This window comes from Actinocorallia longicatena, assembly GCF_039534125.1.
GTDB lineage: Bacteria > Actinomycetota > Actinomycetes > Streptosporangiales > Streptosporangiaceae > Actinocorallia > Actinocorallia longicatena.
Genome location: NZ_BAAAUV010000007.1, coordinates 330,586 through 351,658 on the forward strand (window position 1 = coordinate 330,586; position 21,073 = coordinate 351,658).

The following is a 21,073-nucleotide window of genomic DNA, read 5'->3' on the forward strand; positions in this document are numbered from 1 at the left end:
GGGTCAAGGCAAGCGCAGCACTCTAGCAGTAACTAGTCATCACGCGCGCCATGGCCCCATGGGGCTATATCGAGAATGGGCCCTCCGGGGACTGTTGAATCGCCCCTCGCTTCCGTAAGTTCTTCCCCACGGCTTTTGTTTGCCGGTCAAGACGTCCGCGCCCGTCTCGGCCAAGTAGGGCAAAACAACACACAAGACCCTAGGGGAGTGGGGCCAAGATGTGGATTACGGATTGGACCGCCCGTGCCGCGTGCAGAAACGCGGATCCGGACGCTCTGTTCGTTCAAGGCGCGGCTCAGAATCGGGCGAAGATGATCTGCCGGGGTTGCCCGGTACGCACCGAATGCCTCGCTGACGCACTGGACAACAAGATCGAGTTCGGGGTCTGGGGAGGCATGACAGAGCGGGAACGCCGCGCTCTGCTGCGTCGCCGGCCCGACGTCACCTCGTGGCGTGACCTGCTCGAGACGGCCAAGGAAGAGTACGAACGCACGTCGGACGCCGACGCCGACGCTGACGAGCTCGTCGCCAGTTAATCAACGAACCGAAGAGCCGGGGTGCCGCTAAGCGGTACCCCGGCTTCGGTATGTCCTAATCCTCCCGGCGGTTGCATGGCCGGATGTGGCCAGAGAGTTCCGGTCAGGAAGCGGCCTTCGCGAGAGATTCGCCGATCCGGCGGAGCCCGTCGAGGTCGTGGACGTCCTCCGCCTGAGCCGGGACGGTCGTGATCGGCACGATCGGATGCGCCGAGGCGAAGTGGTCGCGCAGCCGTTCCTGCCGGGCCGCCAGCCGCATCCGCTCGGCGTGCAGGCGCAGCAGGGACGCCGCCAGGGGATGCTCCTCGCGCTCGTCGAGGGTCTCGGCCGCGGCCTGGCTGCGGGCCTGGGAGAGCGACGCGGCGCCGCTGGAGGCCATCCGGTTCACCACCAGGCCCGCGAGCGGCATCTTCTCCTTGGTGAGCCGCTCGATGAAGTACGTGGCCTCACGGAGGGCGTCGGGCTCGGGGGCGGCCACGACCAGGAACGCGGTGCCGGGGGTCTTGAGCAGCTCGTAGGTCTTCTCGGCGCGCTCGCGGAACCCGCCGAAGACGGTGTCGAACGCCGTGACGAAGGTCGAGACGTCCTTGAGGAGCTGTCCGCCCAGAACCTTGGTGACCGCGTTGGTGACAATTCCAAAACCCGCGGAGAACACCTTCATTCCCAGACGGCCACCCGCTTTGGCCGGGGCGAAGAGCAGTTTGATGAACCGGCCGTCCAGGAAGCGGCCCATCCGCTCGGGGGCGTCCAGGAAGTCCAGGGCGTTCCGCGACGGCGGGGTGTCGACGATGATCAGGTCCCAGGCGTCGCTGCGGTGCAGCTGGCCCAGCTTCTCCATCGCCATGTACTCCTGCGTGCCGGAGAAGGACGAGGAGAGCGACTGGTAGAAGGGGTTGGCCAGGATCTGCTTGGCCCGGTCGGGGTCGGAGTGCGCCTCGATGATCTCGTCGAAGGTGCGCTTCATGTCGAGCATCATGGCGTGCAGCTCGCCGGTGCCCGTCACTCCGGTGATCTTGCGCGGGCTGTTGTCGAGCTCCGACAGGCCCATGGACTGGGCGAGGCGCCGGGCCGGATCGACCGTGAGCACGACGACGTCGCGGCCCCGGTCGGCGGCCCGGAGGCCGAGGGAGGCGGCGGTGGTGGTCTTGCCGACCCCGCCCGCGCCGCAGCAGACGATGATCCGCGTGCGCGGGTCGTCGAGCAGGGCGTCGATGTCGAGTTCCTTCATCATGCGGCTCCCTGGTCGCGGAGGGCCTCGGCCAGCTCGTAGAGGCCGGCCCGGTCCATGCCGTCGGACAGGAACGGCAGATCGTAGCGGGGCAGGTGCTCCAGGCGCGCCTTCTCGCGCTGCTCGAGCGCCGTGCGCTGGGCGTGCTCACCGGCCTCGACGGCCAGGATCGCCGCGTACTCGGCGGCGTGCTGGTCGAGCCCGGCGGCCTTCAGTCCCTGGGTGATCTCGTCCAGGTCCAGCTCACCGGCCGTGGCGGCGGCCAGGTCGGCCTCGGTCAGCAGGGAGGGGCGCTCCATGTTGACGATCACCGATCCCAGCGGGACGCCCGTCTCGCGCAGGTCGTGCAGCCCGTCGAGGGTCTCCTGGACGGGCATCTCCTCCAGCAGCGTCACGAAGTGGACGGCCGTCTGCGGCGAGCGGATCACGCCCATGACCAGGTCGCCGTGGTTGCGCACCGGACCGACCTTCGCCAGGGTCGACACCTCGTCGCTGACGTTCAGGAACTTGGTGATCCGGCCGGTCGGCGGGGCGTCCATCACGACGGCGTCGTAGATCAGCCGGCCGTTCTTCTCCTTCCGGCGCACGGATTCGCTCACCTTGCCGGTGAGGATCACGTCGCGCAGACCGGGGGCGATCGTCGTCACGAAGTCGATGACGCCCAGCTTGGTGAGGGCCTTCCCGGCGCGCTTCAGGTTGTAGAACATCTCGAGGTACTCGATCAGAGCTTCCTCGGTGTCGATGGCCAGGGCGAAGACCTCGCCGCCGCCGGGGGCCACGGCGACCTTGCGTTCCTCGTACGGGAGCGGGGGCACGTCGAAGAGCTGGGCGATGCCCTGTCTCCCCTCGACCTCCACGAGCAGCACCTTCTTGCCGCCCGCGGCGAGTGCGAGTGCCAGGGCCGCGGCCACCGTCGTCTTGCCGGTGCCGCCCTTGCCCGTGACAACGTGGAGCCTTACGCCGTCCCAGTCGGTATCTTTCGCGCTCACGCCTCCGAGGTTATCGTTCGCGGCGCAAAGACCCTGATGTCCCGCATAAGTGATTCCTGACACCCGCTTGCCGGGTTTCCGTGGGAAAAGCGCCTACGGTGGAAACCGGACGAACGCAACGTCCGTCCTAGGAGGCAGCGTCTCCTTGAGAGGGGTGTTCCGTCATGGAAGTCATCCTGGTTCTGGCCGCGATCATCGCCTTCTTCGCCCTGGTGGGCCTGGCGACCGGCGTGCGGGTCGTCCAGCAGTTCGAGCAGGGGATCGTGTTCCGGTTCGGCCGGATTCAGATGGACGCGGTCCGGGGGGCGGGGCTGACGGCCATCGTGCCCATCGCCGACCGCCTCCAGAAGGTCAACATGCAGACCGTCGCGATGGGGGTGCCCTCGCAGGACGGGATCACGATGGACAACGTGTCCGTAAAGGTGGACGCGGTCGTCTATTTCCGGGTGGTCGATCCGGTAAAGGCCATCGTGAACGTCCAGAACTACGTGTACGCCGTCTCCCAGGTGGCGCAGACCTCGCTCCGGTCGGTCATCGGACGGTCGGAGATGCAGGATCTGCTGGCCGAAAGGGACAAGATCAACGGCGAGCTCCGCGAGATCATGGACGGGATGACCGAGGGGCCCTGGGGCGTCCGGATCGAGCGGGTCGAGATCAAGGACGTCTCGCTGCCGGAGAGCATGAAGCGCTCGATGGCGCGGCAGGCCGAGGCCGAGCGGGAGCGGCGGGCGCGGATCATCACCGCGGACGGCGAGTACCAGGCGTCCAAGCGGCTGGCCGCCGCCGCCCACGAGCTCTCCAAGGATCCGGCCTCGCTCCAGCTCCGGCTGCTGCAGACCGTCACGGAGGTGGCGGCCGAGAAGAACAGCACCCTGGTGATGCCGCTGCCCGTCGAGATGCTGCGGTTCTTCGACAAGCTCTCCGAGCACGTCCCCGACACCCCCGCGACCCGCGAGGAGCGCGAGGAGGACGTCACGCCGCCCGCCCTCGAGGAGGCGATCAGCGAACCCGGCGACCAGATCGTCGCCGAGGTCGCGGGCGACCCGGTCAAGTCCCCGCCCCGGCCCTGAGCCGCCGCGCACCGTGTCACTCCTGAAGCCCTAACCTTGGGTTCATGACCAAGTGGGAGTACGCGACAGCGCCGTTGCTGATTCATGCGACGAAGCAGATTCTGGACAACTGGGGCATGGACGGGTGGGAGCTCGTCCAGGTGATCCCGGGACCGCAGGGCGGTGACACGCTGGTGGCCTACTTCAAGCGGCCGCTGGCATGAGCAGGGTCGAGGACAGGCTGAAGGAGCTCGGGCTCGAGCTGCCGGCCGTCGCGGCGCCGCTCGCGGCCTACGTGCCCGCCGTGCGGACGGGGAACCACGTCTACACCTCGGGGCAGCTCCCCTTCGTCAAGGGGGTGCTGCCCTCGACGGGCCGCGTCGGCGACGGTGTGACGCCCGGCGAGGCCGAGCAGATGGCCGCGCTCTGTGCGCTCAACGCGATCGCCGCGGTGGGGTCGATCGTCGACCTCGACGACGTCGTGCGGATCGTCAAGGTCGTCGGTTTCGTGGCCTCGATCCCGGAGTTCTACGGGCAGCCCGGCGTGGTCAACGGGGCGTCCAACCTGCTGGGCGAGGTCTTCGGCGACGCCGGGGTGCACGCCCGCAGCGCGGTGGGCGTCTCCGCCCTGCCGATGAACTCACCGGTCGAGGTGGAGATCATCGCCGAGGTCCGGTAACCCTTGACTTATTCGATGCACTCTGCACGAATGTGGCGTTATGAACGGACTGAAGCTTCCTGAGGAGTTCCGGGAACTGATCCTGGACCTCCAAGAGGGCCGCAAGCAGGCGCCGGTCCCTCGGCACGCGGCGACCGTCGTGCTGCTCAGGGACCGCGACGGCATCGAGGTTTTCATGCTGCGCCGGGTCTCGTCGATGGCGTTCGCGCCGGGGGCCTACGTGTTCCCCGGCGGGTCCGTCGACGCCCGGGACGCCGAGTACGAGGCCGGCGAGGACTGGACGGCCTGGGGCGCGGCCTTCGGCGCCACCCCCGAGCTGGCCAAGGAGCTCGTCTGCGCGGCGGTCAGGGAGACCTTCGAGGAGGCCCATGTCCTGCTGGCGGGTCCGTCCGCGGACCGGATCGTCGAGGACACCGCCCCGTTCGAGGCCGACCGGCTCGCGCTGCTGGACCGCAGCCAGTCGCTGGCGTCCTTCCTGACCGCCCGCGACCTGGTCCTGCGCTCGGACCTGCTGCGGCCCTGGGCACACTGGATCACCCCGGCGATCGAGCCGAAGCGCTACGACACCCGCTTCTTCATGGCGGCCCTTCCCGACGGCCAGCGGGCGCTCGACGTCAGCACCGAGGCCGACAAGGTCGCCTGGGTGCGGCCGGCGGAGGCGCTGGAGCGGGCGACCGCGGGCGAGCTGTTCATGCTGCCCCCGACGGTCGCGACGCTGCAGGACCTGACCCGGTTCAAGGACGTCGCCGAGGTGCTGGCCTCGCCGCGCGAGGTCTACGTGCACGAGCCGGTCGGCCGGATCGTCGATGGTGATCCTTATCTCGTTCTTCCCGACGACGAGCACAGACTCAAGTATTCCGACCATTATGGGGAGTAATGGGCATTTCGCGGCTTGAGCTGGCGATGGCTCGGAAGTTCCTGTCCGAGCCGTCCGCCGCCCTGGGGATCCTGGCGTCCCGGGGCGGCGTGTTCGGCGCGCTCGCGGCGCGCGGCCGGGCCCCGGTGGAGATCGGCGGCACGGAGCGGGCGGTCAGCGTGCTGGCCCGCAATCCCTCCCCGATGACGCTCGACGGCACCAACACCTGGATCCTCGCCGAGCCGGGATCGCGCCGCTGCGTCGTCGTGGACCCGGGGCCGAACGACGCCCGGCACCTCAAGCGGGTCGTGAAGGAGGCGGCCGCACGGGATCTGACCGTCGCGGAGGTCCTCCTGACCCACGGCCACCACGACCACGCGGCCGGAGCCAAGCGCTTCGCGGCCCTGACCGGGGCTCCTGTCCGCGCGCTCGACCCCGCGCACCGCCTGGGCTCCGAGGGCCTCGCCGAGGGCGACGTCGTCGAGGTGGACGGCCTGGAGATCAGGGTGTGGGGCACCCCCGGCCACACCGACGACTCCCTGTCGTTCTTCCTCGCGGGCGACCACGCCGTCCTGACCGGCGACACGGTCCTCGGTTACGGCACCACGATCGTCTCCAGCCTCGGCGACTACCTCGACTCCCTCGACCGCCTGCGCGCCTACACCGACGAGGTCGGCATCGCCGCGATCCTTCCCGGCCACGGCCCGGTCGTCGCCAAGCCCGCCGAGGCCCTCGACGGCTACATCACCCACCGCCGCGCCCGTCTCACGCAGATCGAGGCCGCCCTCGCCGCGGGCGCGACCACCCCCCGCGAGGTCGTCGAGATCGTCTACGCCGACGTCGACCGCTCCCTCTGGCCCGCCGCCGAATGGTCCGTCCAGGCCCAGATGGAGTACCTGGCCTCCCGCTAGACACGGCGAAAGGCCGCCGTCCCGGGGGACGGCGGCCTTTGCGTGACCGACTACTTGGAGCGCTTGCGGAGGCGCTCGATGTCGAGGATGACGACGGCGCGGGCCTCGATGCGGAGCCAGCCGCGGGCCGCGAAGTCCGCCAGGGCCTTGTTGACCGTCTCGCGGGAGGCGCCGACGAGCTGGGCGAGCTCCTCCTGGGTGAGGTCGTGGTGGACGTGCAGGCCGTTGTCCGTCGGCTGGCCGAAGCGCTCGGCCAGGTCGAGCAGGGCCTTGGCGACCCGGCCGGGGACGTCGGTGAAGACGAGGTCGGCCATCACCTCGTTGGTCTTGCGCAGCCGCTCCGACAGGGCCTGGAGCAGCGCGATCCCGACCTCGGGGTGGGCCGTGAGGAACGGGCGCAGGTCGTCGTGGCCGAGCCCCGCCAGACGGCACTCCGTGACCGCGATGGCCCCGGCGGTGCGGGGGCGCGGGTCGAAGAGCGACAGCTCGCCGAACATCTCGCCCGGGCCGAGCACGCTGAGCAGGTTCTCGCGGCCGTCAGGGGCCATGCGCGTGAGCTTGATCTTGCCCTCGAGCACGACGTAGAGACGGTCGCCCGTGTCCCCCTCGTGGAAGAGGCTCTGGCCGCGCGCGAGCCGGACCTCGGTGACGAACGCGCGCAGCGCCTTCGCCCCCTGCTCGTCCAGTGCCTCGAAGAGCGGGGCCTTGCTGAGTACTTCGATGTCGCGATCCGACACGCCTTCTCCTCCCGAACACTTCTCTGCCCAGTGTGACGCATATCGCACCGGACGTGTGAACGTGGGGTCATGACGCGCCCGCGCGAAGATTCCCGACGCTCGATACAGAGCCCGACTTTACCGATCCAGTGCCGGTGATCTGTCCGGCGGTCGCATTTTACGCCCATCCGACCTGCTCGGATGGACCGGCACCCTGGCCGCGTTCAGTCAAGACTCCGGGCTACGAAATCCCCGCTCCCGAACGATCAAGGCGTGCGTAGGCTGGGGCGACGATCGGATCAAGGGAGATCAGATGGGCAAGGGACGGATCGACGAGCATGCGATCGTCAGCGAGCGTCTGAGGGGCAATCCCCTCGGCGACCCGAACGAGCGCCCGCTGTGGGTGTACGTGCCCCCGGGCTACGACACCGGGACCGCGAGCTACCCGGTCATCTACGTGATCCAGGGGTACACCGGGCAGATCGGCTCGTGGCGGAACCGGGCGCCGTGGCGGCCGAGCTATCCCGAGCTCGTCGACGAGGTGTTCTCCGACGGCGAGACCCCGCCCGCCCTGGTCGTCTTCGTGGACGCCTGGACGAAGGTCGGCGGCAGCCAGTACCTGGACTCGCCCGGCACCGGCGACTACCACTCCTACCTGTGCGAGGAGGTCGTCGCCTTCGTCGACACCCGGTACCGCACCCTCGCCGCCCCCGAACACCGGGCCATCACGGGCAAGTCCAGCGGAGGCTACGGGGCGATGATCACTCCGCTGCTCCGCCCGGACGTGTTCGGCGCGCTCGCCACCCACGCGGGAGACGCCCTGTTCGAGGTCTGCTACCAGGCGGACTTTCCCCAGGTGGCCCGGATCCTGCGCGACACCTACGCGGGCGACTGGCAGGCCTTCCTGGCCGACTTCCACTCCGGACGCCCGGTGGGGACGAAGCCGAGCGACTTCCCGCTGATCGAGATCTACGGCTACGCGGCCTGCTACTCCGCGCTGCCCGACGGGACCGTCCAGCTGCCCTTCGACGAGTTCGGCACGCCGATCGCGGAGATCTGGGACCGCTGGCTGCTCCGCGACCCCGTCCGCATGGTCGCCGCGCTCCCGGACGCCGCCCGCTCGCTCAAGGCCGTCTGGATCGACGCCGGCCGCTCCGACGAGTACTACCTGGACTTCGGCGCGGAGGCCTTCGACCGGGCCCTGCGGAAGGCCGGCGTCGCGGACGAGGCCGTCCACTTCGAGCTCTTCGACGGCAAGCACGGCGCCATCGAGTACCGCTATCCGCTGGCCCTGAAGTGGCTGGCCCCCCGCCTGACTCCTTGAACGGCGACGGCGGAGGGGCCGGGCCCCTCCGCCGTCATTCGCGTTCCGGCATCAGCCCTTGGGCATGAGCACGGTGTCGACGATGTAGACGGTCGCGTTGCCGGTCGGGACGTTGCCGCAGACGACCTTGGAGGTGCCGTTGACGGTGAAGTCGGTGCCGCTGCCCATGGTCGCGACGTTGCCGCCCTGGAGCGACTTGAAGGAGCCCGACTCGAGCGCGGCCGGCGCCTGGCGTCCCGGGACCACGTGGTAGGTCAGGACCTCGGTGAGCTTCTTCTTGTCGGCCAGGAGCGCCTTGAGGTCGGCCGCGGGGACCTTCGCGAAGGCGTCGTTGGTCGGGGCGAAGACGGTGATGTCCTTCGCGGTGTTGAGCGTGTCGACCAGGCCCGCCTTCTTCACGGCCGTGACCAGCGTGGACAGGGCCGGGTTGTGGGAGGCGGCGGTCGCGACCGGGTCGGCGGCCATGCCGCTGAAGCTGCCCGGGCCGGTGGCCGGGACGGCGGCGCAGCCCGCGCCGAACGTCTGCGAGGCAGGGTCGGCGGCGGCGGAGGTCGTCGTCGCCGGGGTGGTCGTCGCCGTGGACTCGGCGTCCGAGGAGCTGCCGCCGCACGCCGCCGCGCCGAGACCGAGGGCCACGAAACCGACGACGAGGAACTGACGCTTCATGAGGTGTCTCCTTGTGGTGATCTTGAATGGATGGGGATCAGGTGATGGTCACGACCACCGAGTGCCAGCCGGTGGCCCCGTCGGGAAGCGGGGGCTCGCGGCGCTGCTGCTGGGTGGCGCCCGACCCGTCGGTGGCCCGGGTCTCGATGCGGTGGACGCCCGGCGTCGCGGCCCACTCCAGGGACCACTGCCGCCAGGTGTCGGTGTTCGGGACGGCCGCGAGCCTGGCCCGTCGCCAGGGTCCGTCGTCCACCCGGACCTCGACGGCGGAGATGCCGCGCCGCTGGGCCCAGGCCACGCCCGCCACGACCACGGGACCGGCCGGCAGCTTCTGCAGGGGCCGGGGGAGGTCGATGCGGGCGAGGGTCTTGATCGTGGAGCGCTCGGCATAGCCGCGGGCGACCCAGTAGGCCTTGGAGTCGGTGAAGCGGGTGACCTTCATGTCGACGACCCACTTGGTGGCCGAGCCGTAGCCGTACAGGCCGGGGACGACCATCCGGGCGGGGAATCCGTGCGCGATCGGCAGCGGCTCGCCGTCCATGCCGACGGCCAGGAGGGCCTCGCGGCCGTCCAGGATGGCCTCGATGGGCGTTCCGGCCGTCCAGCCGTCGGCGGAGCGGCTCAGGAGCTGGTCGGCGCCGGACCGCACGCCGGCCTCGCGCAGCAGGTCGGCGAGTGAGGCGCCGAGCCAGCGCGTGCTGCTGACGTAGGGGCCGCCGACCTCGTTGGAGACGCAGGTCATGGTCGCGTCGTACTCGAGGAGCGGGCGCCGGAGGAGGTCGTCGAAGGTCAGCTCGATCGGACGGTCCACGAGGCCGCTGATCCGCAGGGTCCAGTCGGCGGGGTCGACCTGCGGGAGGACCAGGGCGGTGTCGACGCGGTAGAAGTCCTTGTTGGACGTCACGAACGGGGTCAGGCCAGGCATCTTCATGTCGACCCCGGCGGGCAGCGGCCTGGCCGGACGGGCGGGGGCGGGCAGCCTGAGCGCGGCGCGGGCGTCCTCGACGTTCCTGCGCGAGGCCAGCAGCCTGCCGATCCCGCCACCGGCGACGGCCACCCCCGCGGCCCCGGCCGACAGGGCCAGGAAGCGCCGCCGCCCGGCCCCGCCGCCGACCGCGGGCCCCTCGGGAGCGGGCTCGCGCGGCACGCACAGCAGCCGTAGCGTGAAGATCCCGGCCGTGATCCCGATCAGGGCGGGGAGGGCGTCGAGGGGACCGGCTCCCGGCCTGGTCACGGCGGCCGCGGCGGCGAGCAGGCCGAAGGCGCCCATGCCCGCCGCGGCGAGCGGCCACCGGCGCCGGGCCAGCAGCCCGAGCAGCAGGCTCAGCAGGACGACCCCGACCGCGATCCCGCCGACGAGGACCAGCTTGTCCTTGTCGCCGAACTGCCGGATGGCGAACTGCTTGAGCGCCTCGGGAGTGCGGTCGACCATCGCGGAACCGACCGCGATCATCGGCCCCGGCCGCGGACCGATCAGGGCGGCGACCGTTTCGGCCACGCCCAGGGCCACGCCCGCCGCCAGCAGTCCGCCGACGGCCGCACGCATCCGGCCCGCTCCGATGTCCACACCCCCGATTCGGAGGCGATGACGCTGCGGATTGGTCCGCTCTCACAAAGAAAAAGGCCGGGACGCTTCTTCGCGTCCCGGCTCTCGCTTCGTCAGCCCACCAGGTCGACCGACTCGCGGGTCAGCGGCTCCGTGCGCCGCGACGCCCTGCGCCCGGGCCACCAGACCCGCTCGCCCACGTCGATGACCAGGGCGGGGATCAGAAGGGTCCGCACGACGAGGGTGTCGAGCAGGACCCCGATGGCCACGATCGCGCCGATGTGCAGCGCCATCACGACCGGCAGGGTGATCAGGGTGGCGAAGGTCGCCGCCAGCACGATCCCGGCGCTGGTGATCACGCCGCCGGTGACCGTCAGGGCGGTCAGGACGCCCTGCCGGTGGCCGCGCTCCCCGACCTCCTCACGGGCTCTGGTCATCAGGAAGATCGTGTAGTCGATGCCCAGGGTGACCAGGAACAGGAACCCGTAGAGCGGCAGCGACGGCATGAAGTGCGGATGCCCGAGCAGCTTCATGAGCAGGCCCGCCGCGCCCATCGCCGCGCCGAAGGAGAGGATCACGCTCGCCGCGAGGAGGATCGGGGCGAGGGCGGCCCGCAGGAGCAGGACCAGCACGGCCAGGACCACGACCAGGATCAGCGGGACCACGACCAGGTTGTCGTGATAGGAGGCCCGTTCGACGTCGAGGGTGGTGGCGGTCTGCCCGCCGACCAGGGCGCCGGTGCCGTCGAGGCCGTCCCGGAGGCGGTCGATGGTGGCCTTGGCGGCCCCGGAGTCGGGCGGATCGGCCAGGACGGCCTCGATCACGGCCGTCCGGCCGTCGGCGGAGAGCCTCGGCGTGCCCACCGAGGAGACCCTGTCGGCCTTCGCCGCCGCGACGACGGGTCCGGCCGCCGACGCGGGGGCGACGATCCTCGCGGGACCGGACGCGCCACCGGGGTAGTGCCGCTCGACGAGCCGCTGCCCGACGACCGATCCGACCTCCTTGGTGTAACTCTGCTCGGCGGTCTGGCCGGGCCTGAAGCCGAGCGCCCCGGCCGACAGCACCACCAGGGCGAGCACGCTGAGCACCCAGATCCGGCGCGGACGCCGGTCGACGAGGGCCGCGGCCCGCGCCCACACGCCCGCCCCGCCGGAGGCGGCCGGGGCCTCGCCCGCCCGCGGGATGAACGGCCAGAACACCCACCGGCCGAGCAGCACCAGCAGCGCGGGGAGCAGCGTGGTCATCACCGCGAACACGACCACGATCCCGGCCGCGGCGATCGGCCCGAACCCGCGCACGTCGTTCATCCGGGCCGCGAGCAGGCACAGCATCCCGACCGTGACGGTCCCCGCGGAGGCGAGGATCGCCGGGAACGAGCGCCGCACCGCGACGGCCATGGCGACGAACCGGTCGGCGTGCCGGTGCAGTTCCTCCCGGTAACGGGCGATCAGGAGCAGGGCGTAGTCCGTGCCGACCCCGAACAACATGATCATCATCAGGGCGGTGGCGTCCTCGGTCACCGTGACGTCCGCGTGCTCGGCCAGCAGGTAGACGATCCCCGTGGCGGCCTGCCCGGCGAGGCCCACCGCGAACAGGGGCAGGATCCACATCGACGGGCTGCGGTAGGTGATCAGCAGCAGGACCGCGACGACCAGGGCGGCCGACAGCAGCAGGGTCGTGTCGGTGCCGGACACGGCGTCGGCTCCGTCGGACAGGGCGCCGGCGGAGCCGGTCACGGCGGTCTCCAGGCCCGCGGGGGAGTCCTCGAGGCCCTTCTTGATCTTCTTGACGGCGTCCACGGGTTCGCCGCCGTCCTCGCGGAGGGGGAAGGACACCAGGAGCGCCTGCCCGTCGGCGCTGGGGGCGGCGGGGTCGATCCGGCCGTCGGAGGAGAGGGCGGCGAAGGCCGTCCGGTCGGCCTCGACCGCGGCGCGGTCGGCGCCGGTGATCCCGGTGCCGCGGACGTAGACGAGCACGGCCACGGGGGTGTCGGAGCCGGGGAACGCCTCACGCTCGGCGATCAGCGCCCGGGTCGCCTCCGAGCTGCGCGGGAGCAGGAGGGCGGGGTCCTTGGAGACGATGTCGCCCGACTTGCCGGCGAGGGGTACCAGCAAGGCGGTGATCGCGATCCACAGGGCGACGGAGCCCCAGGCCAGCAGCCGGAGGCGGTTCATTCGACGGTCCGGAGGATCTTCTCGATGGAGGCGGTGCGGGTCCGGAGCTCGGCCAGGTCGGCGGCGGCGCGCTGCTGTGCGTCGAGGGTGTTCTCGGCGAGCTGCTCGAACCGGTGGACGAGCTGGCGCAGGTCGTCCACCTGCTGGGCGCCGGCCTTCTGCTTGCGGAACTCGAGCCAGGACGAGATGCAGATGCCGATCAGGAAGGTGAGGATCAGCGCCATCCCGAGGAAGGCGGTCACCTCCGACCAGCTGATCTCCTCCGCGGCGGCGACGGTCTTCACGACTTCTCCTTCAGGGTCAGGGTCGCGACGGCCTCGGCGAGGGTCGTCGCTGTCAGGCGCAGATCGAAGTCGGCGACTTCGTAGTACTTCATGGCTTTGCCGTCCTCGGACAGTTCGAGGTTGCCGACGATCAGGCCGACGGCTTCCAGACGTTGCAGGTGCATGTGGAGCAGGGGGCGGCTCACGCCGATCACGCGGGCGAGGTTGCTCACGTAGTCACGGCCGTTCGCCAGCTCGGCGACGATGCGCAAACGCAGGGGATTGGACAGCGCAGCCAGCATCCCCACCAGCTGATCGCCGGTGGGCGGAGTGGCTGTCATGGATCTCCTTGAGGTGTAAGAAAACTCTGACAGGTGAAAACGTAGCATTTCGCGTTAGGGATGAGAAGAGGCGTTCAGGCGCGCGGATGGCCGTGGCCGGTCATCGGCCGGTCATCAGGCGATCGCGCCGGAGCGGGGGGCGGATCCCACGCCCGCTCGGGCTTCGGCCGATCCCGGGTCTTCGCCGCGGGATCGGCCGGTACGGACCTCAGACGTCGTCGGCGCGGAGGTCTTCGAGGAGGTCGGCCTGTCCGGAGAGGACGCCGCCGAGGATCTTGCGGGTCACGGACAGGAGCGTCGCGACCTGGGGATCGGTCAGGGCGTAGTGGACGGTCGTGCCCTGCTTGCGGCTGGTCACCAGGTTGGAACGCCGGAGCACGGCGAGCTGCTGGGACAGATGGGCGGGCTCGATGCCGATCTCGGGGAGCAGCTCGGCCACGGAGTGCTCCCGCTGGCTGAGCAGCTCGAGAACGCGGATGCGGGCGGGGTGCCCGAGGGTTTTGAAGAAGTCGGCCTTGAGCTGGTAGAGCGGTGCGGCGACGGTCGTGGCACGCGCCGGACCGCTGGTCACTACCGGTCCTCCTCGTACTCGTCGTCGTCGGTCTCGGCGGGCTCGGAGGGACGGTCGGCGACGCCCAGGTCGTTCCGGAGCCTGTCGAGGTCGGTTCCGCTGCCGTCGTACTTCAGCGCACGGGCGATCTTCGTCTGCTTGGCCTTGGCCCGACCACGTCCCATGATCGCGTCCTCTCGTCTGCCGCGCTCTCGGCGCGTTACATTCTCTGTAATTGCCAACATTAGCAAGTCAACACAGGATCGGCGCCGAGGCTTCCGGCGAGAAGGGCGAGGGTGTCGGCCGGGCGGGGGCCCGTGGCCGCCCAGATCCGCCGGGGCGGGGGGTCGGGGCGCAGCGGCCGCACGGTGACGCCGGGGTGCGGCACCGACAGGGCCGTCCGCGGGACGAGCGCGATGCCGTGCCCCGCCGCGACCAGGGCGAGGATGGTGGCGTAGCGCCCGGAGCCCACGGTGAGGCGCGGGGCGAAACCGGCGGCCCCGCACAGGGTCCGGAGCGATTCGGCGCAGGAGTGACCGGCGAGGCTGACCCACGGCTCGTCGCGCAGCCCGGCCAGATCGACGATCGGAAGATCGGCGGAGGGGTGATCGTCGGGCAGGACCAGGCGCAGCGGGTCGTCGAGGATCCGCCGGGCCGAGAGGCCCGCCAGATCGAGGGGGTCGGCGGCGTGGTCGTAGGCCAGGGCGAGGTCGGCCTCGCCCCGCCGGACCAGCGCGACGGACTCCGCGGCGTCGGTCTCGATCAGGACGCACGGCGTGCCGGGGCTCAGCCGGGCGAACCCCGCCAGGGCCCGGGGGAGCAGGACGGCGGCGGCGGTGGGAAAGGCCGCCACCCGGATCGGCGCGCGGGCCCGCGACCGGAACTCCGCCAGCTCGCGCCGGGCGTCGTCGGCGATCGCGAGGATCGCGTGGGCGTGGCGGAGGGCGATCGCGCCCGCCTCGGTCAGCCGGGCGCCGGTCGTGCTCCGGTCGACCAGGCGGTCGCCGAGCTCGCGTTCGAGGGCGCTGATGTGCTGCGACACCGACGGCTGCGACAGGGACAGCGCGGCGGCCGCGGCCGTGAAGGACCCTTCGAGGGCGACGGCCCGCAGCACCCGCAGGCGCTGGAGGTTCTCCATCTCCGCACGCTATAGCCGATCCTTATGGGGAGGTCGGCCGATCGGGGATTCCGGCTCATGGCCGCCGCTCCTAGAGTGACGGCCATGACGGCTTCCGCGTTCCTCGCCCTGCACCACGCCCCCGGCCCGCTGGTGATCCCGAACGTGTGGGACGGCGGCTCGGCGAAGATCATGGCAGGGGCGGGCTTCCCCGTGCTGGCGACGACCAGCGCCGGCATCGCCTTCAGCCACGGCGTCCCGGACGGGACCCTGGGCCGGGCGGCGATGACGGCCCGCATCGCGCAGATCGTCGAGGCGGCCGGGGTGCCGGTCACCGCCGACCTGGAGTCGGGCTACGGCGACGTCGCGGGGACGGTCGCGGACGCCGTCGCGATCGGGGTCGTCGGAGTCAACCTCGAGGACACCGACCACGGGGTCCTGGTCGAGGCGCGGGAGGCCGCGGCCAGGATCGCCGCCGCCCGTGCCGCGGCCCCCAGCGGCACCCTGGTGCTGAACGCCCGCGTCGACACCTATCTGGCGGGCGCCGCCGACCCGTTCGCCGAGACGCTGCGGCGGGCCGGGCTCTACCTCGACGCGGGCGCCGACTGCGTCTTCGTCCCCGGGGTCGACGACCTGGACGTCATCGCGGAACTGGTCCGCCGCGTCCCCGCGCCGCTGAACATCGTCGCGGGCCTCACCGGCACCCCGCTGACCGTCGCGGAACTGGCCGGTGCGGGAGTCGCCCGCGTGACGGTCGGCGGCAGCCTCGCCCGGGCGGTCCTGGCGACGGTCGAGACCGCCGCGCACGACATCCGCGACCACGGGACCTTTCCCTTCACCGCGACGGCCCTCCCCCACGCGGCGCTCCAGGCCCGCTTCGGAGCCTAGACCTGGTCTAGAGCGTGGGGAGGGCGCGGGAGCGGAGCCAGGCGTCGAAGAAGGGGGTCAGGGAGCGGTTCGCGAAGGCGGCGGCGTGGTCGATGAAGGCCGCGGTGGTGACGACGCCGTGCCGGTGGGCCGCGGTCCAGCCGCGCAGCAGGGCGAAGAAGTCCTCGTCGCCGAGCAGGAGGCGCAGGGCGTGCAGGGTCAGCGCGCCGCGCTTGTAGACGGCGTCGTCGAAGATCCGGCGCTCGCCGGGGTCGGCGAGGGCGTACTCCAGCGGGCGGCGGGCGAGCCGTTCGCGCCAGCGGCGGGCGTGCTCGTCGGCCGTGCCCTCGCCGCATGCCTCCCACCACAGCCACTCGGCGTAGCAGGCGAAGCCCTCGTGCAGCCAGATGTCGCGCCAGGACCCGATGGTCAGGCTGTTGCCGAACCAGTTGTGCGCCAGCTCGTGCGCGATGAGGCGCTCGTTGCGGCCGTCGAGGTGGTTGGCGCCGAAGGTCGCCATGCCCTGCGCCTCGACGGGAATCTCCAGGTCGTCGTCGGTGACCACGACCGTGTACGACGGGAAGGGGTACGGCCCGAAGTAGGCGGAGAAGGCGGCGACCATCCGGTCCTGGCGGGCGAAGTCGCGCAGGACCTCCTCCGCCAGGTGCGACGGATGATGGACGGTCTGCGGGACCGTTCCCGGAAGGCGTGTGCTGCTGTAACGCCCGATCTGGACGCTCGCCAGATACGGCGCCATCGGGGCGTCCTGCTCGTACACCCAGGTCGTGGAGGCCCCCGAGCGGCGCCGGGAGGCCAGTTCCCCGGTCGCCAGGACGTCGTATCCGGCTCCGGTCGTCACGGAGATCCGGAAGCGGGCCTTCGCGCCGGGCCTGTCGTCGCAGGGGAACCAGGAGGGGGCGCCGGTCGGCTGGCTCGCGACGAAGGATCCGTCGGTGAGCTGGTCCCAGCCGAGCCCGCCGAAGTGGCTGGGGACCGGCTTGGGGTTGCCCGCGTACCTGACCTCGATCGAGAACTCCCCCTGGACGGGCCGGGCGGGGGAGATCCGCAGTTCCTCCGAGCGGTGGGTGAACCGGGCGGGCCGGCCGTCCACGAGGACCTTGGAGATCCGGAACGTCCCCAGGTCGAGGACGAGCCGGTCGAGCGGGGCCGGGGTGGAGCAGGCGATGACGGCCGTCCCGGCCAGCCGGTTGGGGCCGACCCTGTAGTCGAGCGTCAGGTCGTAGGCGAGCACCCGGTAGGGCTTCGGTGCGCGCTCGGCGAAGTACGCACGGGGCACGCTCACTCCTTCGCCGCCACGATCGGGTTCCCCGACCAGCGGGTGTGGCCGGGCACGGACTCGCCGCGCAGCACCAGGGAGGCGGGCCCGACGGAGGCGTTCTCGCCGAGGCTGGCGGCGGGCAGCACGACCCCGTTCGGGCCGAGGGTCGCGCCGTCCATGAGGGACACCGTATCCATGCTGAGGACCCGGTCATGGAACAAATGCGTCTGAAGCACACATCCTCTGTTGACGGTGGCGCCGTAGCCGAGATGGACGAGGTCGGCCTCGGGCAGCCAGTACGTCTCACACCACACGCCGCGGCCGATCCGGGCGCCCATCGCGCGCAGCCACCAGTTGAGCGGGGCGGTGCCGAGCCAGGCCGTCGCGAACCAGGGGGCCGCGACGATCTCGACGAAGGTGTCGGCGAGCTCGTTGCGCCAGACGAAGGAGCTCCACAGCGGCTTCTCACCGGCCGAGATCCGCCCGACGAGCAGCCACTTGGCGGCGACCGCCGTGAGCGCGCCGAGGATTCCGGCGGCGAGCAGGCCCGCCCCGGCGAGGGCGAACGCGGCGAGGAAGCCGGACGTCCCGGCCGTCCACAGGAAGAACACGGCGAAAGCCACCGCGAGCCCCGCGGTGATCATGACGGGGACGAGCCTGCACACCTCGACCAGGACGCGCGCCGTCCGGACCGCCCGCGACGGCGCGTAGGTCCTGGACCGGTCGCCCTTGGCGCTCTCGCGGTACAGCTCCACCGGCGGCAGCCCCACATAGGAGGCGCCCTTGCCGGCATCGCGCGGGGTCGCCGACAGCACGCCGATCAGGCCGCCCTTGGGGATCTTCCGGCCCGGCGCGGCCATCCCGGAGTTGCCGAGGAACGCCCGCTTGCCGATCTTGGCTCGGGCCAGCATCATCCAGCCGCCGTTGAGCTCGTACGGCGCGATCATGGTGTCGTCGGCGAGGAAGGCCCCGTCGGCGACCGTGGTCAGGGCCGGGATGGCCAGCACCGTCGAGGCCTCGACGTCCCGGCCGACACCGGCGCCCAGCGCCCGCAGCCACGACGGCGTCAGTGAGCTGGAGTACAGCGGGAACAGCCACACCCGGGCCATGGCCATCAGCCGGACGGTCGTCCAGGCCTGCCAGGCCACCCGACTGTGCACCGGGTAGCGGCCGGCGCCGAGCCCGCGGGCCAGCAGCCGGACCGAGGCCCAGGTCAGGAACGCATAAGCGACCAGGACCGTGCACGCCGCGGCGGGGACGCCCGCCAGCAGCCCGAGCGCGGTCGCCCGGTCGAGCAGGACCGGAGCGGCGGGCAGGAACAGCGACAGCACGGCCAGCCCCGGCAGCATCGCCACGACCGGCAGCAGGCCGAGGCCGAGCGCCGTCGCCGCGTACACCGTGATCCACAGGCGGGAGCGGCGCGCGCTCTCCTCCGGCCGCCAGCGCCGGGAGGCCTCCGAGCGTGCGGCCGGGGCGCCCGCCCACGACTGCCCCGCCGGGACGGTCCCGGCGACCATCGTGCCGGGCGAGACCTGCGCCTTGCGGCCGATCCGCGCCCCCGGCATCAGCGTGGACCGGACGCCGACCCGCGCCCCGGCGTCGATCCGGATCTCGCCGATCCGCAGGACGTCGCCGTCGATCCAGTGGCCCGCGAGATCGACCTCGGGCTCGACGGCCGCCCCGGGACCGACCCTGAGCAGGCCGGTGACCGGCGGGATCGAGTGCAGGTCGGCGTCATGGGCGACGTCCGCGCCGAGCATCCTCGCGTAGTGCCCGAGCCACGGCGCCCCGGACAGCTCCGCGGCGCCGAGCCGGGCGGCGAGCTGCTCGGCCAGCCACAGCCGCAGATGGACGGCGCCGCCGCGCGGATGGCCGCCCGGCTCGACGCCGCGCAGCAGCAGCCGGGCGGCCAGCGCCGAGACGACCATCCGGCCGAACGGGTTGACGAAGACCACGAGCCCGGCCCCGATGAACCACCACGACAGATGCGGCGCCCAGGGCAGCAGGTGGGCGAGTGCGGCCAGCGCGACGCCCCAGCGCACCGCGCCGAGCGTCAGCAGCGGCAGCATCAGGACGGTCTGCAGGACCGCCATCGTGCGCGGCACCCGGCCGACCACGTGCTCGGACGTGCTCACCGACCCGGACGGCAGATGGGCGGCCATGTCGCGCAGCCCCGGATGGTCGTACAGCTCCGCGACGGTCACCGCCGGATACCGCTCCCGCAGCGCCGTGACCAGACGGGCCGCCGCCAGGCTGGATCCGCCGAGCGCGAAGAAGTCGTCGTCGGGGCCCGCGGGGGACGCGCCGAGGACGGCCTCCCACCGGTCGGCCAGCCACTGTTCGTCGTCGGTCAGGTCCTCCGCGCGGACCTCGGTGAGCACGAGCGGCCACGGCAGGGCGTCCCGGTCGACCTTGCCCGACGTGCGGGTCGGGAGCTCGTCGACGAGGGCCAGCCGGGGGACGAGGGCGGCGGGGAGCTCCTGGCGCAGCAGATCGCGGGCCTCGGCCAGATCGAGGCCCGGACGGGCGACGAGATACCCGACGAGGAGCTTGTGCCCGGCGGGCGTGGTGCGGACGGCCGCGGCGGCGCCCTTCACATCGGGCAGGGCCAGCAGGGCGGCGTCGATCTCACCGAGCTCGATCCGGCGTCCACCGATCTTGATCTGGTCGTCGGCGCGGCCGAGGAACACCAGGCCCTCGGGGTCGGCGCGGACCATGTCGCCGCTGCGGTAGGCGCGTTCCCAGCCGAGCGACGGCATGGGCGCGTACTTCTCGGCGTCCTTGGCGGGGTCGAGATAGCGGGCCAGGCCGACCCCGCCGATGACCAGTTCGCCCTGTTCACCGGGGCCGACGAGCTCACCGGAGGGGTCGACGACGGCGAGCTCCCAGCCGTCCAGGGGCAGCCCGATCCGGACGGGAGCGGTCGCGGTGAGCGGGGCGGCGCAGGCCACGACCGTCGCCTCGGTGGGGCCGTAGGTGTTCCAGACCTCGCGGCCCGGCCTCGCGAGCCGGGCGGCGAGCTCCAGCGGGCACGCCTCCCCGCCGAAGATGAGGAGCCGGACGCCTTCGAGGGATTCCGCGGGCCACAGCGCGGCCAGCGTCGGGACCGTCGACACGACCGTCACGGCCTTGTCGAGCAGCCACGGGCCGAGATCGGTTCCGGCCCGCACGAGGGCGCGCGGCGCGGGCACCAGGCAGGCCCCGTACCGCCAGGCCAGCCACATCTCCTCGCAGGAGGCGTCGAAGGCCACCGACAGGCCGGCCAGTACCCGGTCGCCCGGCCCGATCGGCTCGTCCCGCAGGAAGAGCGCGGCCTCGGCGTCGACGAACGCGGCGGCGCCGCGGTGCGAGACCGCGACGCCCTTGGGCCTGCCCGTCGAGCCGGAGGTGAAGATGATCCACGCGTCGTCGGCGAGGCCGGGCTTCTCCCGGGGCCGCGGTGGCCGGGCCTCGGCGCCCTCCGGCCTGGTCAGCTCGGGGGTGAGGACGGCCGTCACGGCGGCCTCGGTGAAGACGAGGGCGGCGCGCTCCTCGGGGTCGTCGGCGTCCACGGGCACGTAGGCGGCGCCCGCGAGCAGGGTGCCGAGGATCGCGACATAGAGCGCGTTGGTTCCGGACGGGACCCGGATCCCGACCCTGTCGCCGCGGCCGATGCCGGCGGCGCGCAGGTCACGGGCCGTGCGTTCGGCCGCCCTGGTGAGCTGCCGGTAGGTGAGGACGCTGCGGCCGTCGTCGAGGGCGGGCGCGTCGGGGTGGCCGCCCGCCGTGGCGGCCAGGACGTCGGTGAGCGTCCGGGGTTCGGGCGCGCCGGACGCGCTCGTGTAGAGGGCACGGCTCGTCGGGAGAGCGGGAGTGGACACGGTGTTTCAGAGCTCCGGATCGCAGGGACGGCACCGTTCGCGGCCCGGGTCGTCCGTCCGGGGCCCGTCGTTTCGCTGCACAGATCACGCTCCCTCGACAACAAAGCGTCATCGTCCCCCGA

At 71.9% G+C, this 21,073-nt stretch carries 21 protein-coding genes; 8 read left to right on the top strand and 13 right to left on the bottom strand.

The annotated features are described in order from the left end of the window. Nucleotides 1-218 precede the first annotated feature (218 nt). A complete protein-coding gene (locus tag ABD785_RS17275) occupies nucleotides 219-536 on the top strand; it encodes a WhiB family transcriptional regulator (protein WP_344829187.1) in 318 nt (105 codons plus the stop codon). A 103-nt stretch (nucleotides 537-639) separates the two neighbouring features. Here ABD785_RS17275 and bagB read toward each other — a convergent pair whose 3' ends face one another. Both bagB and bagA read right to left on the bottom strand, forming a co-directional pair. Next, entirely contained in the window at nucleotides 640-1,767 is a 1,128-nt protein-coding gene (gene bagB, locus ABD785_RS17280) for an ATPase BagB (RefSeq protein WP_425547779.1), read from the bottom strand. Continuing rightward, nucleotides 1,764-2,753, bottom strand: a complete 990-nt coding sequence (gene bagA, locus ABD785_RS17285) for an ATPase BagA (RefSeq protein WP_344829189.1) — start codon at nucleotides 2,751-2,753, stop codon at nucleotides 1,764-1,766. The genes bagB and bagA overlap by 4 nt, the downstream gene beginning before the upstream one ends. Nucleotides 2,754-2,917: 164 nt before the next feature. On the opposite strand from bagA, the gene ABD785_RS17290 reads away from it, so the two are divergent. The 5 genes from ABD785_RS17290 to ABD785_RS17310 are packed head-to-tail and all read left to right on the top strand — an operon-like array spanning nucleotide 2,918 to nucleotide 6,248. Beyond that, nucleotides 2,918-3,823 (top strand): SPFH domain-containing protein, encoded by a 906-nt coding sequence (locus ABD785_RS17290; protein ID WP_344829190.1) that lies wholly within the window; start codon nucleotides 2,918-2,920, stop codon nucleotides 3,821-3,823. Between the two features lie 44 nt (nucleotides 3,824-3,867). Then, nucleotides 3,868-4,026 (top strand): Sp36 family protein, encoded by a 159-nt coding sequence (sp36, locus tag ABD785_RS17295; RefSeq protein WP_344829191.1) that lies wholly within the window; start codon nucleotides 3,868-3,870, stop codon nucleotides 4,024-4,026. Continuing rightward, complete coding sequence (locus ABD785_RS17300) at nucleotides 4,023-4,481, top strand: RidA family protein (protein ID WP_344829192.1); 459 nt, start codon at nucleotides 4,023-4,025, stop codon at nucleotides 4,479-4,481. The genes sp36 and ABD785_RS17300 overlap by 4 nt, the downstream gene beginning before the upstream one ends. A 40-nt stretch (nucleotides 4,482-4,521) precedes the next feature. Continuing rightward, on the top strand, nucleotides 4,522-5,358 hold the full coding sequence (locus ABD785_RS17305) for an NUDIX hydrolase (protein WP_344829194.1): 837 nt from the start codon (nucleotides 4,522-4,524) through the stop codon (nucleotides 5,356-5,358). A 26-nt stretch (nucleotides 5,359-5,384) separates the two neighbouring features. Then, nucleotides 5,385-6,248, top strand: coding sequence for an MBL fold metallo-hydrolase (locus ABD785_RS17310; RefSeq protein ID WP_344829195.1), 864 nt, complete (start codon nucleotides 5,385-5,387; stop codon nucleotides 6,246-6,248). A gap of 50 nt (nucleotides 6,249-6,298) precedes the next feature. Here the strand turns inward: ABD785_RS17310 and ABD785_RS17315 are convergent, their stop codons facing one another. Then, on the bottom strand, nucleotides 6,299-6,985 hold the full coding sequence (locus tag ABD785_RS17315; RefSeq protein ID WP_344829196.1) for a Crp/Fnr family transcriptional regulator: 687 nt from the start codon (nucleotides 6,983-6,985) through the stop codon (nucleotides 6,299-6,301). Between the two features lie 292 nt (nucleotides 6,986-7,277). Between ABD785_RS17315 and ABD785_RS17320 the strand changes: the two genes are divergently transcribed. Next, nucleotides 7,278-8,288 (top strand): alpha/beta hydrolase-fold protein, encoded by a 1,011-nt coding sequence (locus ABD785_RS17320; protein WP_344829197.1) that lies wholly within the window; start codon nucleotides 7,278-7,280, stop codon nucleotides 8,286-8,288. Between the two features lie 51 nt (nucleotides 8,289-8,339). On the opposite strand, the gene ABD785_RS17325 is transcribed toward ABD785_RS17320, so the two are convergent. The 8 genes from ABD785_RS17325 to ABD785_RS17360 form a co-directional block, all read right to left on the bottom strand. Continuing rightward, complete coding sequence (locus ABD785_RS17325; protein ID WP_344829199.1) at nucleotides 8,340-8,954, bottom strand: fasciclin domain-containing protein; 615 nt, start codon at nucleotides 8,952-8,954, stop codon at nucleotides 8,340-8,342. A gap of 37 nt (nucleotides 8,955-8,991) precedes the next feature. Then, nucleotides 8,992-10,521: a molybdopterin-dependent oxidoreductase gene (locus ABD785_RS17330; RefSeq protein WP_344829200.1), complete on the bottom strand. Its 1,530-nt coding sequence runs from the start codon at nucleotides 10,519-10,521 to the stop codon at nucleotides 8,992-8,994. A 92-nt stretch (nucleotides 10,522-10,613) separates the two neighbouring features. Continuing rightward, complete coding sequence (locus tag ABD785_RS17335; RefSeq protein WP_344829201.1) at nucleotides 10,614-12,674, bottom strand: MMPL family transporter; 2,061 nt, start codon at nucleotides 12,672-12,674, stop codon at nucleotides 10,614-10,616. After that, on the bottom strand, nucleotides 12,671-12,958 hold the full coding sequence (locus tag ABD785_RS17340; RefSeq protein WP_344829202.1) for a hypothetical protein: 288 nt from the start codon (nucleotides 12,956-12,958) through the stop codon (nucleotides 12,671-12,673). Before ABD785_RS17340 ends, ABD785_RS17335 begins: the two co-directional genes overlap by 4 nt. Beyond that, nucleotides 12,955-13,278 (bottom strand): ArsR/SmtB family transcription factor, encoded by a 324-nt coding sequence (locus ABD785_RS17345; protein WP_344829203.1) that lies wholly within the window; start codon nucleotides 13,276-13,278, stop codon nucleotides 12,955-12,957. The genes ABD785_RS17340 and ABD785_RS17345 overlap by 4 nt, the downstream gene beginning before the upstream one ends. A gap of 208 nt (nucleotides 13,279-13,486) precedes the next feature. Continuing rightward, on the bottom strand, nucleotides 13,487-13,849 hold the full coding sequence (locus tag ABD785_RS17350) for an ArsR/SmtB family transcription factor (protein ID WP_344829205.1): 363 nt from the start codon (nucleotides 13,847-13,849) through the stop codon (nucleotides 13,487-13,489). Continuing rightward, entirely contained in the window at nucleotides 13,849-14,013 is a 165-nt protein-coding gene (locus ABD785_RS17355) for a DUF3073 family protein (protein WP_344829206.1), read from the bottom strand. The genes ABD785_RS17350 and ABD785_RS17355 overlap by 1 nt, the downstream gene beginning before the upstream one ends. A 59-nt stretch (nucleotides 14,014-14,072) precedes the next feature. After that, entirely contained in the window at nucleotides 14,073-14,966 is an 894-nt protein-coding gene (locus ABD785_RS17360; RefSeq protein WP_344829207.1) for a LysR family transcriptional regulator, read from the bottom strand. An 84-nt stretch (nucleotides 14,967-15,050) separates the two neighbouring features. Here ABD785_RS17360 and ABD785_RS17365 point away from each other — a divergent pair, with 84 nt between their 5' ends. Further along, entirely contained in the window at nucleotides 15,051-15,833 is a 783-nt protein-coding gene (locus ABD785_RS17365) for an isocitrate lyase/PEP mutase family protein (RefSeq protein ID WP_344829209.1), read from the top strand. A gap of 7 nt (nucleotides 15,834-15,840) precedes the next feature. Here the strand turns inward: ABD785_RS17365 and ABD785_RS17370 are convergent, their stop codons facing one another. Together ABD785_RS17370 and ABD785_RS17375 are read right to left on the bottom strand one after the other, a co-directional pair. After that, complete coding sequence (locus ABD785_RS17370; protein WP_344829210.1) at nucleotides 15,841-17,109, bottom strand: M1 family metallopeptidase; 1,269 nt, start codon at nucleotides 17,107-17,109, stop codon at nucleotides 15,841-15,843. Nucleotides 17,110-17,111: 2 nt separating this feature from the next. Beyond that, on the bottom strand, nucleotides 17,112-20,951 hold the full coding sequence (locus tag ABD785_RS17375; protein WP_344829211.1) for a Pls/PosA family non-ribosomal peptide synthetase: 3,840 nt from the start codon (nucleotides 20,949-20,951) through the stop codon (nucleotides 17,112-17,114). Nucleotides 20,952-21,073: the final 122 nt, after the last annotated feature.

Excerpts from the sequence above, each read along its gene's own strand:
- sp36 (WP_344829191.1), top strand. The coding sequence starts at position 3,868 with ATGACCAAGTGGGAGTACGCGACAGCGCCGTTGCTGATTCATGCGACG.
- ABD785_RS17300 (WP_344829192.1), top strand. The coding sequence starts at position 4,023 with ATGAGCAGGGTCGAGGACAGGCTGAAGGAGCTCGGGCTCGAGCTGCCG.
- ABD785_RS17355 (WP_344829206.1), bottom strand. The coding sequence starts at position 14,013 with ATGGGACGTGGTCGGGCCAAGGCCAAGCAGACGAAGATCGCCCGTGCG.
- ABD785_RS17310 (WP_344829195.1), top strand. The coding sequence starts at position 5,385 with ATGGCTCGGAAGTTCCTGTCCGAGCCGTCCGCCGCCCTGGGGATCCTG.
- ABD785_RS17320 (WP_344829197.1), top strand. The coding sequence starts at position 7,278 with ATGGGCAAGGGACGGATCGACGAGCATGCGATCGTCAGCGAGCGTCTG.
- ABD785_RS17360 (WP_344829207.1), bottom strand. The coding sequence starts at position 14,966 with ATGGAGAACCTCCAGCGCCTGCGGGTGCTGCGGGCCGTCGCCCTCGAA.
- ABD785_RS17365 (WP_344829209.1), top strand. The coding sequence starts at position 15,051 with ATGACGGCTTCCGCGTTCCTCGCCCTGCACCACGCCCCCGGCCCGCTG.
- bagB (WP_425547779.1), bottom strand. The coding sequence starts at position 1,767 with ATGATGAAGGAACTCGACATCGACGCCCTGCTCGACGACCCGCGCACG.
- ABD785_RS17305 (WP_344829194.1), top strand. The coding sequence starts at position 4,522 with ATGAACGGACTGAAGCTTCCTGAGGAGTTCCGGGAACTGATCCTGGAC.
- ABD785_RS17290 (WP_344829190.1), top strand. The coding sequence starts at position 2,918 with ATGGAAGTCATCCTGGTTCTGGCCGCGATCATCGCCTTCTTCGCCCTG.
- ABD785_RS17345 (WP_344829203.1), bottom strand. The coding sequence starts at position 13,278 with ATGACAGCCACTCCGCCCACCGGCGATCAGCTGGTGGGGATGCTGGCT.
- ABD785_RS17335 (WP_344829201.1), bottom strand. The coding sequence starts at position 12,674 with ATGAACCGCCTCCGGCTGCTGGCCTGGGGCTCCGTCGCCCTGTGGATC.
- ABD785_RS17325 (WP_344829199.1), bottom strand. The coding sequence starts at position 8,954 with ATGAAGCGTCAGTTCCTCGTCGTCGGTTTCGTGGCCCTCGGTCTCGGC.
- ABD785_RS17275 (WP_344829187.1), top strand. The coding sequence starts at position 219 with ATGTGGATTACGGATTGGACCGCCCGTGCCGCGTGCAGAAACGCGGAT.